The following is a 12,227-nucleotide window of genomic DNA, read 5'->3' as shown; positions in this document are numbered from 1 at the left end:
GGGCGGTGCCGCCATCGACCGCCTCCAGCTCGAGCCGGGCGAACCAGCTCGCGTAGACGTCCTCGCCGAGTTCCGCCCGCAGGCGGCGCTTCACCCGGGCCCAGGCGGCCGAGATCTCGGAGTCGCCGGAGCCGTTCCGGCCGTTCCCGTCGTCGCCTGCAACGTTTCCGTCGACACGCATCAATCGCTCTCCTCGCCCCGAGGACGGAGGACCGCCGGCGGGACGTACGCAACACTACGCTTGGAGCCCCGCGAATACGGGCAGGGCGCAGATAACGGGGAGAGTCAAGGCCTCCGCCGCCGACATTCGTCGATGCTCGGACGCTATCAACAAAGACCTACCCGGGTTTTAACAGTGGGACTTGCGGGGACAGCGCCGCCAGGGCAGCCGGATATGTGCGCGCGGGCGGTTCGGTGACCGCTATCGTCTTGGTCTTCCACGGAAATCGACGGGCGGGATCTTCGCGGCGTGCGGGCCTGACGCCGCCGTGCAGATGCGGCGCCGGCGGCGGGCGCGGCGGATCAATCGACGGCAGGGTAAACGAAGGGTGTGCGGGGGGGGGCTATCGTGGCGCCGCCCGAGGGGCGTCGGGGCATGGCCGCTCACGTGGTAGGCGTCCGAGCCGCCGCGCTCTCCCTCCCCCGCAGAGGAGGGAGGGCTACGGGCTGGACGGCGCGCACGAAAAAGCCCGGCGCGAGGGCCGGGCTCAATCTCGATCGCGATGGATCCGCTTGCGCCTCAGGCGGCGGCGGGGGCCGCCGAGAGGGCCTTCACGCGGGCCGCGAGGCGCGAGACCTTGCGGGAGGCGGTGTTCTTGTGAACGATGCCCTTCTGGGCAGCGCGCATGATCTCCGGCTGCGCGGTGCGCAGGACGTCGGCGGCGACGGTGGAATCGCCGGCGGCGATAGCCTCCTCGACCTTGCGGATGAAGGTCCGCATGCGGGACCGGCGGGAGCGGTTGATCGCCGTGCGCTTGGCGATCTTGCGGGTCATCTTCTTGGCCGACGTGGTGTTGGCCATGGGCATCCTCGTCTCGTCGGGCGATACCGACGGGCCGGTGGTACCGGGGGTCGGTCAACGCGTGCAGGTTGTACAGGCAATAAGCGAAGCCGCAGCGTGCGAACGCCCGCTCCGGCAGAGCGCGCTCTATAGACAGGCCCGGCCCGGGCGTCAACGCGGGGTGCCGGCGGCGCCGCGGGTTGATCCCGCCCGGCCGCGCCCGGATGATACTGGTCCATCAGCGGAAAACGCCGAGGCGGAGCCCCCCATGCACCACAGCGTCAGCGAGGCCGACGCCGCGCGCATCGCCCGCTTCCGGCCGGCCTCCGGCATGGAGACGCCGCGATTCGCCGGGTTGGCGAGCTTCATGCGGCTCCCCGTCCGGGCGCCCGATTCGGCGGAGGGGGTGGAGATCGGGCTTGTCGGCATCCCGTTCGACGGCGCGACAACCAACCGGCCCGGTGCCCGGCTCGGGCCACGGGGCGTGCGCGAGGCCTCCACCGGCACCCGCATGGTCAACCACGCCAGCGGCATCGCGCCCTACGCGCTCGCGGCCTGCGCCGACCTCGGCGACGTGCCGGTGAACCCGATCGACGCCGCCGCGACCTGCCGGCGCATCGAGGCGTTCTTCGCGGACCTGCGCGGGCAGGGCATCGTGCCCCTCGCGGTCGGCGGCGACCACCTCGTCACGTACCCGATCCTCCGGGCGCTCGGGCAGGGACGCCCGCTCGGGCTCGTCCACATCGACGCTCACAGCGATACCGACGACGTGCAGTACGACGGTACCCGGCTCACCCACGGCACGCCGTTTCGGCGAGCGGTGGAGGCGGGCGTGCTCGATCCGCGCCGCTGCGTGCAGATCGGCATCCGGGGCAGCATGGACGCGGCCGACGAGCGCGACTGGGCCTGCGGGCAAGGGATCCGCATCGTCACGATGGAGGAGGCGGTGGCCCGCGGCCTGCCGGAGATCGTCGCCGAGGCGCGGGCGATCGTGGGGGCGGGGCCAGCCTATCTCAGCTTCGACATCGACGCGCTGGACCCGGCCTACGCGCCCGGCACCGGCACGCCGGAGATCGGCGGCTTCACGGCGCGGGAGGCGCTCTACCTCGTGCGGGCGCTCCGCGGCCTCGACCTCGTCGGTGCGGATCTGGTGGAGGTGGCCCCGCCGCTCGATCCGTCCGGGGTGACGGCGCTGGCCGGCGGGCAGCTCGCCTTCGAGATTCTGTGCCTGCTCGCCGACGCCGTGGCGGCGCGACGGGCAGGGGCAGGGTAGGGCGCGCGATTTTCCCTCCCCCCTCCGCGGGGGAGGGGGTACGTCGCGATGTCAGGCGAAGACGTAGCCGCCGACGATGCGCAGGCCCACCGGGTGGCCGGCCGCGTAGCGCTCGCCGTCGAAATCCTCGACGAGCAGCGGGCGGCCTTCGCCGCGCTCGACCTCGATGCGTTGCCGCCCCTGGCTGCGGTGCGAGGCCCGCACGGTGCCGCGCAGATGCGCGGCGGAGGGTTCGGTCAGCTGGAACTGCCAGGGCCGCACGTAGAGCTTCACCGGGCCGATCAGGCCGGCGGGCGACACGACGCCCGGCACCGGGCGACCGTCGACCCGCACCTGCCCGCTCTCGGCGATCGCCTCGACCTCGACGGCGTCGCCCAGGAACCTCAGCACCGTGGCTGAGGCCGGGTTGTCCTGCACCTCGTCGGGCGTGCCGACCTGCTCGAGGCGGCCCCGGTCCAGCACGGCGACCCGGTCGGAGAGTTCCAGCGCCTCGTCCTGGTCGTGGGTCACGAAGATCGTGGTCTGCCCGGTGCGGTCGTGGATCTCGCGCAGCCAGCGGCGCAGGTCCTTGCGCACCTGCGCGTCGAGCGCCCCGAAGGGCTCGTCGAGGAGCAGGACCCGCGGCTCGACGGCGAGCGCGCGGGCCAAGGCCACGCGCTGGCGCTGGCCGCCCGAGAGCTGTGAGGGGTAGCGGTCGGCGAACCCCGAGAGCTTGATCAGGTCGAGCAGGTCGCCGACCCGGCGCTTGATCTCGGCCTTGTCGGGGCGGTCGGCGCGCTTCCTCGCATTCAACCCGTACGCGATGTTGTCGGCCACGCTCATGTGCTTGAACAGGGCGTAGTGCTGGAAGACGAAGCCCACCGCCCGCTTCTGCACGGGCAGGCCGGTGGCGTCGTCGCCGCCGAAGAGCACGCGGCCGCGGTCGGGGAAGTCCAGCCCGGCGATGATGCGCAACAGCGTCGTCTTGCCCGAGCCCGAGGGGCCGAGAAGGCCGAGCAGTTCGCCCGCCCGCACGTCGAGGTCGAAATCGTGCAGCACCGCGGCCGTGTCGAAGGTCTTCGACAGGCCCTCGACCCGGATCGCCGTCGAGGGGCGGCCGCTAATGACGCCCGCCGGCGGCGAGCTCGCCCGCGTAGCGCCACTCGAGGACGGATTTGATGAGGAGCGTGACAAGGGCGAGGCCGGCGAGGAGAGAGGCGACGGCGAAGGCCGCGACGAAGTTGTACTCATTGTAGAGGATCTCCACGTGGAGCGGGATCGTGTTGGTGAGGCCGCGGATGTGGCCCGACACGACCGAGACCGCGCCGAACTCGCCCATCGCCCGGGCATTGCAGAGGAGCACGCTGTACAGGAGGCCCCAGCGGATGTTGGGGAGCGTGACGGTGAGGAAGGCCCAGAGCCCGGAGGCGCCGAGCGTCAGCGCGGCCTCCTCCTCGGCGGTGCCCTGCTCCTGCATCAGGGGGATCAGCTCGCGCGCCACGAACGGGAAGGTGACGAAGATCGTCGCCAGCACGATGCCGGGCAGCGCGAACAGCACCTGGATCCCGTGCTGCACGAAGAAGGCGCCGAACACCCCCTGCGCGCTGAAGACCAGCACGTAGATCAGCCCCGAGACCACCGGCGAGACCGAGAAGGGCAGGTCGATCAGCGTGACGAGCAGGCTCTTGCCCGGGAACTCGAACTTGGCGATCGCCCAAGAGGCCGCGATGCCGAAGACGAGGTTGAACGGCACCGCGATGGCGGCGACGATCAGGGTGAGCCGCACAGCCGCGAGCGCGTCGGGCTCCCGGAAGGTGGCGAGGTAGGTCTCCCATCCCTTCGAGAGTGCCTGGACGAAGACCGTCGCCAGCGGCACCACGAGGAAGAGCGCCAGGAACACGATCGCGACGGCGATCAGGGTCCAGCGCACCGCGCGCCCCTCGGTGACGGCGCTGCGCGGCGTGTCGGGCTTGGCGGGCAGGGCCGCGAAGGTCGTGGCGGCGGTCTCAGACATAGCCGAACCTCCGGCGGCTCCAGGCTTGGATCAGGTTGATGGCAAGCAGCGTCAGGAACGAGATCCCGAGCATGATCGTGGCGATGGCCGCCGCCCCCGCGTAGTCGTATTCCGAGAGCTTGATCACGATGAGCAGCGGCGCGATCTCGGAGACGTAAGGAAGGTTGCCGGCGATGAAGATGATCGAGCCGTACTCGCCGACGCCCCGGGCGAAGGCGAGCGCGAAGCCGGTCAGCACCGCCGGGATGAGGGGCGGCAGCACCACCTTCCAGAGCGTCGCCCGGCGGCTGGCGCCGAGCGTGGCGGAGGCCTCCTCGACCTCCTTGTCGATCTCGGCGATCAACGGCTGCACGGTGCGCACCGCGAAGGGCAGGCCGATGAACACCATGGCGATGAAGATGCCGACCGGCGTGTAGGCCGCCTTGATGCCGATCCGCTCCAGCTGCGCCCCTATCACGCCGTTCGGCGCGTAGACCTGGGCGAGGGCGATGCCCGCGACAGCGGTCGGCAGCGCGAAGGGCAGGTCCACCACCGCGTCCACGATCCGGCGGCCGGGGAAGCGGTAGCGGGTCAGCACCCAGGCCACCAGGAAGCCGAACACCGAGGCCGTGAGGGCGGCGAGCAGCGAGACGCCGAAGCTGATCTTCAGCGCGCTCGCCACCCGCGGGTCGGCGGCGACCTCCAGGATGCCGGAGAGGCCGAGCCCGGAGGCGCGCACCACCAGCGCGCCGAGCGGGATCAGCACCACAAGCGAGAGGCACAGGATGGTGTAGCCGAAGGTGATCCCGAAGCCCGGGAGCACGCTCGGCCGGCGGAAGCGCCAGCGCGGTTTGGTCGATGCGGTCATGGGGCGGTCAGCGGCCGGCCTTGCTGAGCTGATCGAACAGGCCGCCGTTGTCGAAGTTCCGCTTCTGGATATCGTCCCAGCTGCCCTGGATGTCCTCGATCTTGAACAGCTTCACCTCGGGGAGGAAGGCGAGGTCCTTCGGGTCGGCGGCCTCGAGCTTGAGCGGCCGGTAGCGGTGCTTGGCGAAGATCGCCTGCGCCCGGTCGCCGTAGAGGAACTGCAGGTAGGCCTCGGCTTGGCGGCGGGTGCCCTTGGAATCGACGTTGGCATCGACGATCGCGACCGGCGGCTCGGCGTAGATCGAGGTCGGCGGCACCACGATGTCGAACTTGTCGGCGCCGAATTCCTGCAGCACCAGGAAGGCCTCGTTCTCCCAGGTCGGCAGCACGTCGCCCAAGCCCCGCTGGGCGAAGGTGACGGTCGAGCCGCGCGCGCCCGTGTCGAGCACCGGCACGTTCTTGTAGAGCTGGCCCACGAAGGCGTTGGCCTTCTCGGTGTCCTTGCCCTCGCGCTCGTAGGCGTAGCCCCAGGCGGCCAGGAAGTTCCAGCGCCCGCCCGCCGATGTCTTCGGGTTCGGGGTGATCACCTTGACGTCGGGCTTGGCGAGGTCCGACCAGTCCTTCACGGCCTTCGGGTTGCCCTTGCGGACGAGGAAGACCACCGTCGAGGTATAGGGCAGGCCCTCGTTCGGCAGCTTGCTGCGCCAGTTCGGATCGATCTTCTTCGAGATCCGGGCGATCGCGTCGATGTCGGAGGGGATGCCGAGCGTCACAACGTCGGCCGGCACGCCGTCGATCACCGTGCGGGCCTGCGAGCCCGAGCCGCCGTGCGAGGCACGGACCGTCAGGGTCTCGCCGGTCTTGGCCTTCCACTCCTCGGCGAAGGCCGCGTTCACGTCGCGGTAGAGTTCGCGCGTCGGGTCGTACGAGACGTTGAGAAGCTCGGACTGCGCCCGCGCGGCGCCGGACGGCACCAGGACGGCGAGCGCCAGCGCGCAGGCGAGGCGGCGCATCCGGCGGGCGGGCGCGGCGGGACGGTGGGCGCGCAGATCGGTCACGATGGCCTCCAGAGAGCCGGTGCGCGGAACGCGACCGGGGCTGAAGCCCATCAGGTGTTCGTTTTACAGAACGAAGTCAACCCGTCCGGCGGGCCGGGACGGGGAGGCGATCCTGCTGTCCACCATCGCCACCGCGGCGCGGGACGGTGCCCGCGTCCCTGTCTTGTGTCGGCCTCCGGAAGAACGTTCTTCCAGGCCCCCGCGAGGGAGACGAAACTTGCCTCCCTCGCGCGTCCTGTAGAAAGAACGTCGCCGTCCCGTGCCGGGCGCGCTACCGCGTGATCCTCTTCGGCGCGATCGGGTCGCTCGCCGGAAAGGTTTCCTCGATCGCCTCGTCGAGGAGGCGTTCCTGGCGCGCGCGGAGCTCTTCACCGCCGCGCCGCTCGCCCGAAGCCGACCGCGTCCCCCGGTCCGGGCCGGGCCGACCAGAGCCGACGCCGACCGGGCGGGTCTGCCGACCTGCGTTACCGCCCTCGGACCGGTCGCCGCCCGCCGACCGCCGCCGCGAGCCGGCGAGCCGCCATGCGAGCAGGGCGAGGCCGGCGACCGCGGCGACCGCGGCCCCCGTCGCCGCGCCGCCGCCAAGGGCGCCACCCAGGAGCGCGCCGTCGCCGCGCAAGGCCTGGATCTTGGCCCGGACGTAGGCGTGGCCTGCCCGCTCGGCCGCCTCCGCCGAGAGCAGGGCGCGGGCCGCGGGCACCAGCTCGTGCACGTGGCGGTGCAGGCACTGATCGACCGCGTAGGTCACGTCCTCGAAGCGGTTGAGCCACCCGGAGCCGCCGCGGCGCCGCGCGAGCGCCCGGAGGTCGCGCATGAAGGCGGCCTGCTCGTGCGCGAGTTCGTCCACCAGCCGCGCGGTGCGCGCCTCGCGTCGCAGCGGCGGGTAGAGTCCGGCCGCGAGCGCCGCACCGTGCCGGTCGAGCGCATCGATCAGGTCGCCGAGCAGCCGTTCGCGGCTGCGCACCACGCCCGGACCGTTCAGCGCGTTCGGCGTCTCGTGGATCAGCTGCGCGATGTTCGCGTGATCGTTCTCGATGCGCTGCCAGATGTCCATGCGGTCCTGTCCTCCGGGCGCCCGGATCCCGGTCCGGGGTCGCCGCTCCTGTCGTCCTGATCAGGCGCGCGGCACGGCCGTTTGTTCCGCGTCGCGCGCCGCGGCGGCGCTCAGCCGTGCTGGCGCCGCTTCAGGCTGCTCTCGTCGCCGGAGAGATCGGTCATCGGCTCGGCGAGCCCGCTGGTGTTGCCCGGGCGGCCGCCGGCTGTACGCTCGGCGGCGCCCAGCCTCTCGCCGGGCCCCTCGGCTCCCGGCGCGTCCAGGCGGTTGCCCGCGTGGTCCTGGTACTGCTCGGTCTGCACGTGCTTGCCGTCCAGGCCGCGCTCGTCGCCGTGGCGGCTCTTGTCGCGGTTGCTCAACACCATGTTCTCGGGGAGGATTCCCTCCGGCAGGTCGGTCATCGCGCCGGTGCCGGACTGCTTGCCCTGGGCGCCCGGGCCGATGCTGTTCTTGCTGGCGTTCGCCATGATCGTCCTCCGTTCTTCGTCGCGCCGCCGGACCGGCGACATCAGGCGAACGAAGATGGCCGCGCGGGCCGACAGAGCAAGCGGAGCCGCTGCGAATTTATCCGGCCGCCGTCCCGGAACATTCTGCCAGGATCCAGGATCGCGAGCGGCGGATTCGACAGGTCGTCGGCGTGGATAATCTTGGCTTGGTCTTGAGGGCCGGACGGATCTGGTCGTGCGGAAACGTTCGAGCCGCGATGAACCCGACTTCCGGCCCGGCGTTGGCTCATCGAACGATCCCGGCCCGCCGCCCGAGACTCGTCCCATCCGGGACCCGGCGCCCGGCGCGCCGTCCAGACCCGAGACAGCGGAGATCCGATGACTACGAAACCGCCCCCCGTTCCGCCCGCGAACCGCTCCGACAAAGGCCCCGGCAGCGCCGCCGCGGCGCCGACCGAAACCGGCCCGAAGGGAGCCGGCCAGACGCGCGACCCCGACAAGGTCGGGCAGGCCGGCAACACGAAGGTCAACACCACCAACCAGGGATATCAGCAGGACCGATGAGCACATCGAGCAAGACGCCTGCGGCCGACCGCCACCAGGGCGGTCCGGGCAGCAGCCACCAGGACGCGTCGAAGCCCCGCGCCGAGGAGCGCTCCGGGCCGACGCCCGGCTCTCCGACGAACGACACCCGCTCGCACGTCTCCGGGGGTGGGGGCGAGCGCGACCGGCACCACCGCCACAGCGGCCAGGGCCACGCGCCCGACCGCTCCGACCGGTCGCATTGAGCGGATGGCCGAGCGGGCGCGGCCGATCCCGTTCCCGCTCGGCGCCGGCCTTCTGTTCGGGCTGGGCCTCGGCGGGTTCTTCGACGGGATCGTGCTGCATCAGGTGCTGCAATGGCATCACATGCTGAGCAGCTGGTACCCCGCCGACACGATCGACAACATCCGCCTGAACACGCTGTGGGACGGCCTCTTCCACTCGGCCACCTACGTGTTCGTCGTGCTCGGCCTGTTCCTGTTCTGGCGCGCCGCCCGCCTGCCGCACGTGACGTGGTCGACCCCGCGCTTCGCCGGCGCCGTCCTCGTCGGCTGGGGCCTGTTCAACCTCGTCGAGGGGCTGATCGATCACCAGATCCTGGGCGTGCACCACGTCAACGAGCTGGCCCCCCGGGACCGCTGGCTCGTCTGGGATCTCGGCTTTCTCGCCTGGGGCCTCGCGATGGTCGCCGCGGGCACGTGGCTGACCGCCCGGCGCGGCCGCCCGGCGCCCGCCTGATGACGGACCCCGCGCCTCCTGGCGAACGCGCGGACCGGCCCCGGATGCCGGCGCTCGCGTGGCTTCTCCTGATCCTCGGTCTCGTGCTGGCGTCGGCGCCCGCCTGGCGCGCCCTCGTCTTCGGGACGGACCTGCCGCTCGATGCGCTGCTGCGCCTGCGCTGCTGACGCTTCCGGTCGCGACCCGGTTGACGCTGAGCGCACGAACACCCTAGACACGAACGGCTCGCCGCGCAGAGCGCGCCGACAGGGCCCGAGCCCCTGTGGAAGGGTGGCCGAGCGGTTTAAGGCAGCGGTCTTGAAAACCGCCGTGGGGGCAACTCCACCGTGGGTTCGAATCCCACCCCTTCCGCCACTTCAGTCCCTGAGTGGGCACTGCGCTTACGCCGCCGCCCGACACCAGCGCCTGAAGCAGCTGGGTCTTCGATCCCATGATCCGAACCTCGCCGTCCGCGACCTCGACACGCTGGGCTAGCGCGCGCAGGTGGTCGCGGCGGTAGCCGCCGCCTTCGAGGCGGATGCGCTGGCGGGCTGTCTTGGCGAAGGTGCGGACCATTTGCGGGGTGACGGCCTTGGAGCCGGAGCTGTCGAGCATGGCCTGGGCGCGCTCGGCGTCGGCCTTGGCCTGATCGCGGATGGCCTTGAGGCCGTCGATGCGGTCCTTGAGCGCCGGATCGTCGATGTCGGCCACGCCCGCCTCAATGGCATCGTAGAGGCGTTTCAGGCGCAGTTCCGATTCGGTAGCACGCTTGTTCAGTTCGGCGATGTGCTCGCGGCGGCGCTGGGATTGCTCCTGCCTGCGGTCGAGAACACTGGCGAGGATGGCTTCCAACCGCTCGGGCTGGAGAAGCTGGCTTTCAAGGTGATCGGCGACAAGATTGTCCAGCTTGTCCATCGGCACAGCCATGCCCTCGCAGGCGGTCGGTCCCTGCCGCGCCTTCATGGAGCAGGCATAGTAACGATAACGCCCGCCCTTGCCGGTGCGGATGGTCATGGCGCCGCCGCACTTGGCGCAGTGGATCAGGCCGGTGAGCATGGTCGGGCCGCTGATAACGGCGGAAGGGATGAGCTTGGGGTTGCGGGCCTTCAAGAGCGCCTGCACGGTGTCGAACGTCTCGCGGTCGATGATCGGCGGCACCGGAACCGTGACGATCTCGCTGACGGGTTTCAGTTCCTTGGTCTTGCTGCGCTTGTTGAACTCATGCTCGCCCATATAGGTGCGACGGGTCAGGATGCGGTGAACCTGACCGATGCCCCAGCGCCCGCCGTCGCGGGTGAAGATGCGGCGGCTGTTGAGATAGGAGACGATGTTCTTGACGCCCATCTGGCCGGTGGTGCCGTCACCTTCCAGCGCAAGCCGATAGATCAGCCGTACCGTGTCGGCGTGCAGCGGATCGATTTCGAGCTTCTTCTTGACCTTGGCCCCGCGCTGCTCGGCGGCGACAACCCGGTAGCCGATAGGTGGGAGCGCGCCGTTCCAGAAGCCTTGCCGGGCGTTCTCCTTTAAGGCGCGCATGACGTGCTTGGCGTTTTCCTTCGACTGGTATTCATCGAACAAAGCCATGATCTGGCGCATCATGACGTGCATGGGGTCGTCCCCCATTTCCTGAGTGATCGAAACCAGCTTGACGCCGTTCTTCGCCAGCTTGCGGACATAGAACTCCAGTTCGAAGTGATCGCGGAAGAAGCGGCTGAACGAATGGACTACGACGACATCGAATGGCGCGGGCTTGCTGGTCCCCGCCTCGATCATGCGCTGGAACTCGGGGCGGCGGTCGTTGGTGGCGGATGCGCCTGGCTCCACATAGGTTTCGACAAGCTGATAGCCGCGTGAGGCGCAGTAGGCTTCGCCCTGCCGCTTCTGGTCGGGGATGGAAACGTCATGCTCGGCCTGCCGCGCCGTCGAAACCCGAAGATAAAGGGCGGCACGCAGAGGGATTGTGGAAGCGGTCATGCCGGGCCTCCTTGTGCAGCCGCCTCGTCAGGCGACAACACGGCGACGCCGAACGGAAGGAAATGCTTCGTGTTTCGGGTGACGATGACGAGTTCATGCGCTGCGGCGATACCGGCAATCACGGCATCGGCCATTCCGGGGTCGTGACCGGCCGCAAGCGCCTTCGCCTCCAGCCGCCCGCCGATTGCGGCGGCCTGCGCGTCGAAGCCAATGATCTTGTCATCGTATGTGGAGACGAGACCACTGAGCCATGCTTGCAGGCTCGCGGCTTTCGTCGTCGCCCCCTTGTGGTCGAGGAGCGCGATTCCCTTCTCGATCTCGTGGATAGAAACGACCGACAGAAATAGCCGACCATCGGCGTCCATACGGTCCAGCCAGGTGAGGAAGTCAGTGGATGCTTCCGCCTTCGACGGCGCGAGCATGGAGACGACGTTGGTGTCGAGAAGGAAGCCGCTCAAAGCTCGACATCCCGCGATGGTTTGCGGTTGCGCGGGAACTCTCCGCCTGGGAACGTCCTGAGATAACTGACAAGGCCCGCCCGTTTACGTTCGAGCGCTTTGCGCGCGATCTCCGCCGCCTCAACCGAGACCAGGGCCGCAACGGGTTTGCCATGACGGGTGATGGTCACGATTTCTCCTTTGACGGCTTCATCGACCAGGCTCGAAAATCCAGCCTTGGCGTCTCTGAGGTTGATGGTCAGCATGTTGCGCCCTCACATATGTAGACACTTGTGACTACAAGTAGTCTGTCGGAGGGCAGATTTCAACGTCGATTTCGACGCCTGAAGCATCAGCCGCCGGAACAGAATAGTTCATCGAACAGGTCGCCGAACCATTGCTCGAACACCTCGATCTCAGCCTCTGTGACCGGAACGGGGCGCGGCCAATCGTCGGTGACGGTCCAGATGGACAGGTCGTGTTTGGGCGGTCGGCCCATGGGAACATGGTATCCCAGCAGCGCCTCAAGCTGCTCCGACGCTGTGGGCGGCCTGACGCGCCGGGCGCGGGAGCGCGCTCCGCGATCAGACGCCATCGCGGCCGCGCCCGCTTCCGGGCCGCCACGCCACGGGGTTGGCGACCCAACGGTCGATGTCGGATTCCCGCCAGCCCGCGCCGTTGATGCTGATCTTGATCTGGGGCGGGAACGTACCCTCGGCGATCTTGCGGTAGATGGTGGACCGGGACAGGCCGGTGCGGTCGCGGACGGTGTTCATGCGGATGATACGATCTGGCTGGCGCATGGCTGGGCTGCCTCCTGCTGGCTTTTCGTGGGACTGCCAGGAGAGGCAAAGGCAAGGGTTTATTGTTGTGCAATAGGGATTTA

Annotated in this window: 17 protein-coding genes, 1 tRNA gene and 1 pseudogene; 6 read left to right on the top strand and 13 right to left on the bottom strand. The window is 69.6% G+C overall.

The annotated features are described in order from the left end of the window. Nucleotides 1-181, bottom strand: a 181-nt coding sequence (locus tag AX737_RS03125) for a DnaA N-terminal domain-containing protein (protein ID WP_280949054.1), incomplete at its 3' end; no start/stop codon positions are given. A 558-nt stretch (nucleotides 182-739) separates the two neighbouring features. Then, nucleotides 740-1,021: a 30S ribosomal protein S20 gene (gene rpsT, locus AX737_RS03120; RefSeq protein ID WP_066918916.1), complete on the bottom strand. Its 282-nt coding sequence runs from the start codon at nucleotides 1,019-1,021 to the stop codon at nucleotides 740-742. Between the two features lie 247 nt (nucleotides 1,022-1,268). On the opposite strand from rpsT, the gene speB reads away from it, so the two are divergent. Next, entirely contained in the window at nucleotides 1,269-2,273 is a 1,005-nt protein-coding gene (gene speB / locus AX737_RS03115) for an agmatinase (RefSeq protein ID WP_066918914.1), read from the top strand. 51 nt (nucleotides 2,274-2,324) lie between these two features. On the opposite strand, the gene AX737_RS03110 is transcribed toward speB, so the two are convergent. From AX737_RS03110 to AX737_RS03085, 6 genes are all read right to left on the bottom strand, one after another. Continuing rightward, on the bottom strand, nucleotides 2,325-3,353 hold the full coding sequence (locus AX737_RS03110) for a sulfate/molybdate ABC transporter ATP-binding protein (RefSeq protein ID WP_280949055.1): 1,029 nt from the start codon (nucleotides 3,351-3,353) through the stop codon (nucleotides 2,325-2,327). Nucleotides 3,354-3,372: 19 nt separating this feature from the next. Further along, nucleotides 3,373-4,266 carry a sulfate ABC transporter permease subunit CysW gene (gene cysW, locus AX737_RS03105; RefSeq protein WP_066918910.1) on the bottom strand — a complete coding sequence of 298 codons (894 nt, stop codon included), beginning with the start codon at nucleotides 4,264-4,266 and terminating at the stop codon, nucleotides 3,373-3,375. After that, entirely contained in the window at nucleotides 4,259-5,113 is an 855-nt protein-coding gene (gene cysT, locus AX737_RS03100; protein ID WP_066918908.1) for a sulfate ABC transporter permease subunit CysT, read from the bottom strand. Before cysT ends, cysW begins: the two co-directional genes overlap by 8 nt. A gap of 7 nt (nucleotides 5,114-5,120) precedes the next feature. Then, nucleotides 5,121-6,125: a sulfate ABC transporter substrate-binding protein gene (locus AX737_RS03095; RefSeq protein ID WP_066918920.1), complete on the bottom strand. Its 1,005-nt coding sequence runs from the start codon at nucleotides 6,123-6,125 to the stop codon at nucleotides 5,121-5,123. A 316-nt stretch (nucleotides 6,126-6,441) separates the two neighbouring features. Beyond that, the gene (locus AX737_RS03090; protein WP_082772849.1) at nucleotides 6,442-7,224 is read right to left on the bottom strand and encodes a hemerythrin domain-containing protein; all 783 of its coding nucleotides are present in this window, start codon (nucleotides 7,222-7,224) and stop codon (nucleotides 6,442-6,444) included. A gap of 110 nt (nucleotides 7,225-7,334) precedes the next feature. Continuing rightward, nucleotides 7,335-7,691 carry a hypothetical protein gene (locus tag AX737_RS03085; protein WP_066918906.1) on the bottom strand — a complete coding sequence of 119 codons (357 nt, stop codon included), beginning with the start codon at nucleotides 7,689-7,691 and terminating at the stop codon, nucleotides 7,335-7,337. 357 nt (nucleotides 7,692-8,048) lie between these two features. Here AX737_RS03085 and AX737_RS03080 point away from each other — a divergent pair, with 357 nt between their 5' ends. From AX737_RS03080 to AX737_RS03060, 5 genes are all read left to right on the top strand, one after another. After that, on the top strand, nucleotides 8,049-8,234 hold the full coding sequence (locus AX737_RS03080; protein WP_066918904.1) for a hypothetical protein: 186 nt from the start codon (nucleotides 8,049-8,051) through the stop codon (nucleotides 8,232-8,234). Continuing rightward, nucleotides 8,231-8,458, top strand: a complete 228-nt coding sequence (locus AX737_RS03075) for a hypothetical protein (RefSeq protein WP_066918902.1) — start codon at nucleotides 8,231-8,233, stop codon at nucleotides 8,456-8,458. Before AX737_RS03080 ends, AX737_RS03075 begins: the two co-directional genes overlap by 4 nt. Nucleotides 8,459-8,462: 4 nt before the next feature. Next, on the top strand, nucleotides 8,463-8,951 hold the full coding sequence (locus AX737_RS03070) for a DUF2243 domain-containing protein (RefSeq protein ID WP_066918900.1): 489 nt from the start codon (nucleotides 8,463-8,465) through the stop codon (nucleotides 8,949-8,951). 44 nt (nucleotides 8,952-8,995) lie between these two features. Continuing rightward, complete coding sequence (locus tag AX737_RS36730) at nucleotides 8,996-9,118, top strand: hypothetical protein (RefSeq protein WP_280949053.1); 123 nt, start codon at nucleotides 8,996-8,998, stop codon at nucleotides 9,116-9,118. 97 nt (nucleotides 9,119-9,215) lie between these two features. Beyond that, a tRNA-Ser gene (locus tag AX737_RS03060) sits at nucleotides 9,216-9,305 on the top strand. Here the strand turns inward: AX737_RS03060 and AX737_RS03055 are convergent. From AX737_RS03055 to AX737_RS03040, 5 genes and pseudogenes are all read right to left on the bottom strand, one after another. Next, a pseudogene (locus AX737_RS03055) lies at nucleotides 9,276-10,904 on the bottom strand (recombinase family protein); the annotation flags it as partial. The gene AX737_RS03060 and the pseudogene AX737_RS03055 sit on opposite strands and share 30 nt — an antisense overlap. Next, nucleotides 10,901-11,362, bottom strand: a complete 462-nt coding sequence (locus AX737_RS03050; protein WP_063112035.1) for a type II toxin-antitoxin system VapC family toxin — start codon at nucleotides 11,360-11,362, stop codon at nucleotides 10,901-10,903. The pseudogene AX737_RS03055 and the gene AX737_RS03050, both read right to left, overlap by 4 nt. Beyond that, nucleotides 11,359-11,607, bottom strand: coding sequence for a type II toxin-antitoxin system Phd/YefM family antitoxin (locus AX737_RS31770; RefSeq protein WP_082772848.1), 249 nt, complete (start codon nucleotides 11,605-11,607; stop codon nucleotides 11,359-11,361). The genes AX737_RS03050 and AX737_RS31770 overlap by 4 nt, the downstream gene beginning before the upstream one ends. Before the next feature lie 86 nt (nucleotides 11,608-11,693). Beyond that, nucleotides 11,694-11,840, bottom strand: coding sequence for a hypothetical protein (locus AX737_RS35310; protein WP_229644492.1), 147 nt, complete (start codon nucleotides 11,838-11,840; stop codon nucleotides 11,694-11,696). An 85-nt stretch (nucleotides 11,841-11,925) separates the two neighbouring features. Then, complete coding sequence (locus tag AX737_RS03040; protein ID WP_063112037.1) at nucleotides 11,926-12,144, bottom strand: AlpA family phage regulatory protein; 219 nt, start codon at nucleotides 12,142-12,144, stop codon at nucleotides 11,926-11,928. Nucleotides 12,145-12,227: the final 83 nt, after the last annotated feature.

The sequence above is a fragment of the Methylobacterium sp. CCH5-D2 genome (genome assembly GCF_001556475.1).
GTDB classification, from domain to species: domain Bacteria; phylum Pseudomonadota; class Alphaproteobacteria; order Rhizobiales; family Beijerinckiaceae; genus Methylobacterium; species Methylobacterium hispanicum.
This window is presented reverse-complemented; position numbering and strand designations above follow the sequence as displayed.

Excerpts from the sequence above, each read along its gene's own strand:
- rpsT (WP_066918916.1), bottom strand. The coding sequence starts at position 1,021 with ATGGCCAACACCACGTCGGCCAAGAAGATGACCCGCAAGATCGCCAAG.
- speB (WP_066918914.1), top strand. The coding sequence starts at position 1,269 with ATGCACCACAGCGTCAGCGAGGCCGACGCCGCGCGCATCGCCCGCTTC.
- cysW (WP_066918910.1), bottom strand. The coding sequence starts at position 4,266 with ATGTCTGAGACCGCCGCCACGACCTTCGCGGCCCTGCCCGCCAAGCCC.
- cysT (WP_066918908.1), bottom strand. The coding sequence starts at position 5,113 with ATGACCGCATCGACCAAACCGCGCTGGCGCTTCCGCCGGCCGAGCGTG.
- AX737_RS03095 (WP_066918920.1), bottom strand. The coding sequence starts at position 6,125 with ATGCGCCGCCTCGCCTGCGCGCTGGCGCTCGCCGTCCTGGTGCCGTCC.
- AX737_RS03090 (WP_082772849.1), bottom strand. The coding sequence starts at position 7,224 with ATGGACATCTGGCAGCGCATCGAGAACGATCACGCGAACATCGCGCAG.
- AX737_RS03085 (WP_066918906.1), bottom strand. The coding sequence starts at position 7,691 with ATGGCGAACGCCAGCAAGAACAGCATCGGCCCGGGCGCCCAGGGCAAG.
- AX737_RS03080 (WP_066918904.1), top strand. The coding sequence starts at position 8,049 with ATGACTACGAAACCGCCCCCCGTTCCGCCCGCGAACCGCTCCGACAAA.
- AX737_RS03075 (WP_066918902.1), top strand. The coding sequence starts at position 8,231 with ATGAGCACATCGAGCAAGACGCCTGCGGCCGACCGCCACCAGGGCGGT.
- AX737_RS03070 (WP_066918900.1), top strand. The coding sequence starts at position 8,463 with ATGGCCGAGCGGGCGCGGCCGATCCCGTTCCCGCTCGGCGCCGGCCTT.
- AX737_RS36730 (WP_280949053.1), top strand. The coding sequence starts at position 8,996 with ATGCCGGCGCTCGCGTGGCTTCTCCTGATCCTCGGTCTCGTGCTGGCG.
- AX737_RS31770 (WP_082772848.1), bottom strand. The coding sequence starts at position 11,607 with ATGCTGACCATCAACCTCAGAGACGCCAAGGCTGGATTTTCGAGCCTG.
- AX737_RS35310 (WP_229644492.1), bottom strand. The coding sequence starts at position 11,840 with ATGGGCCGACCGCCCAAACACGACCTGTCCATCTGGACCGTCACCGAC.
- AX737_RS03040 (WP_063112037.1), bottom strand. The coding sequence starts at position 12,144 with ATGCGCCAGCCAGATCGTATCATCCGCATGAACACCGTCCGCGACCGC.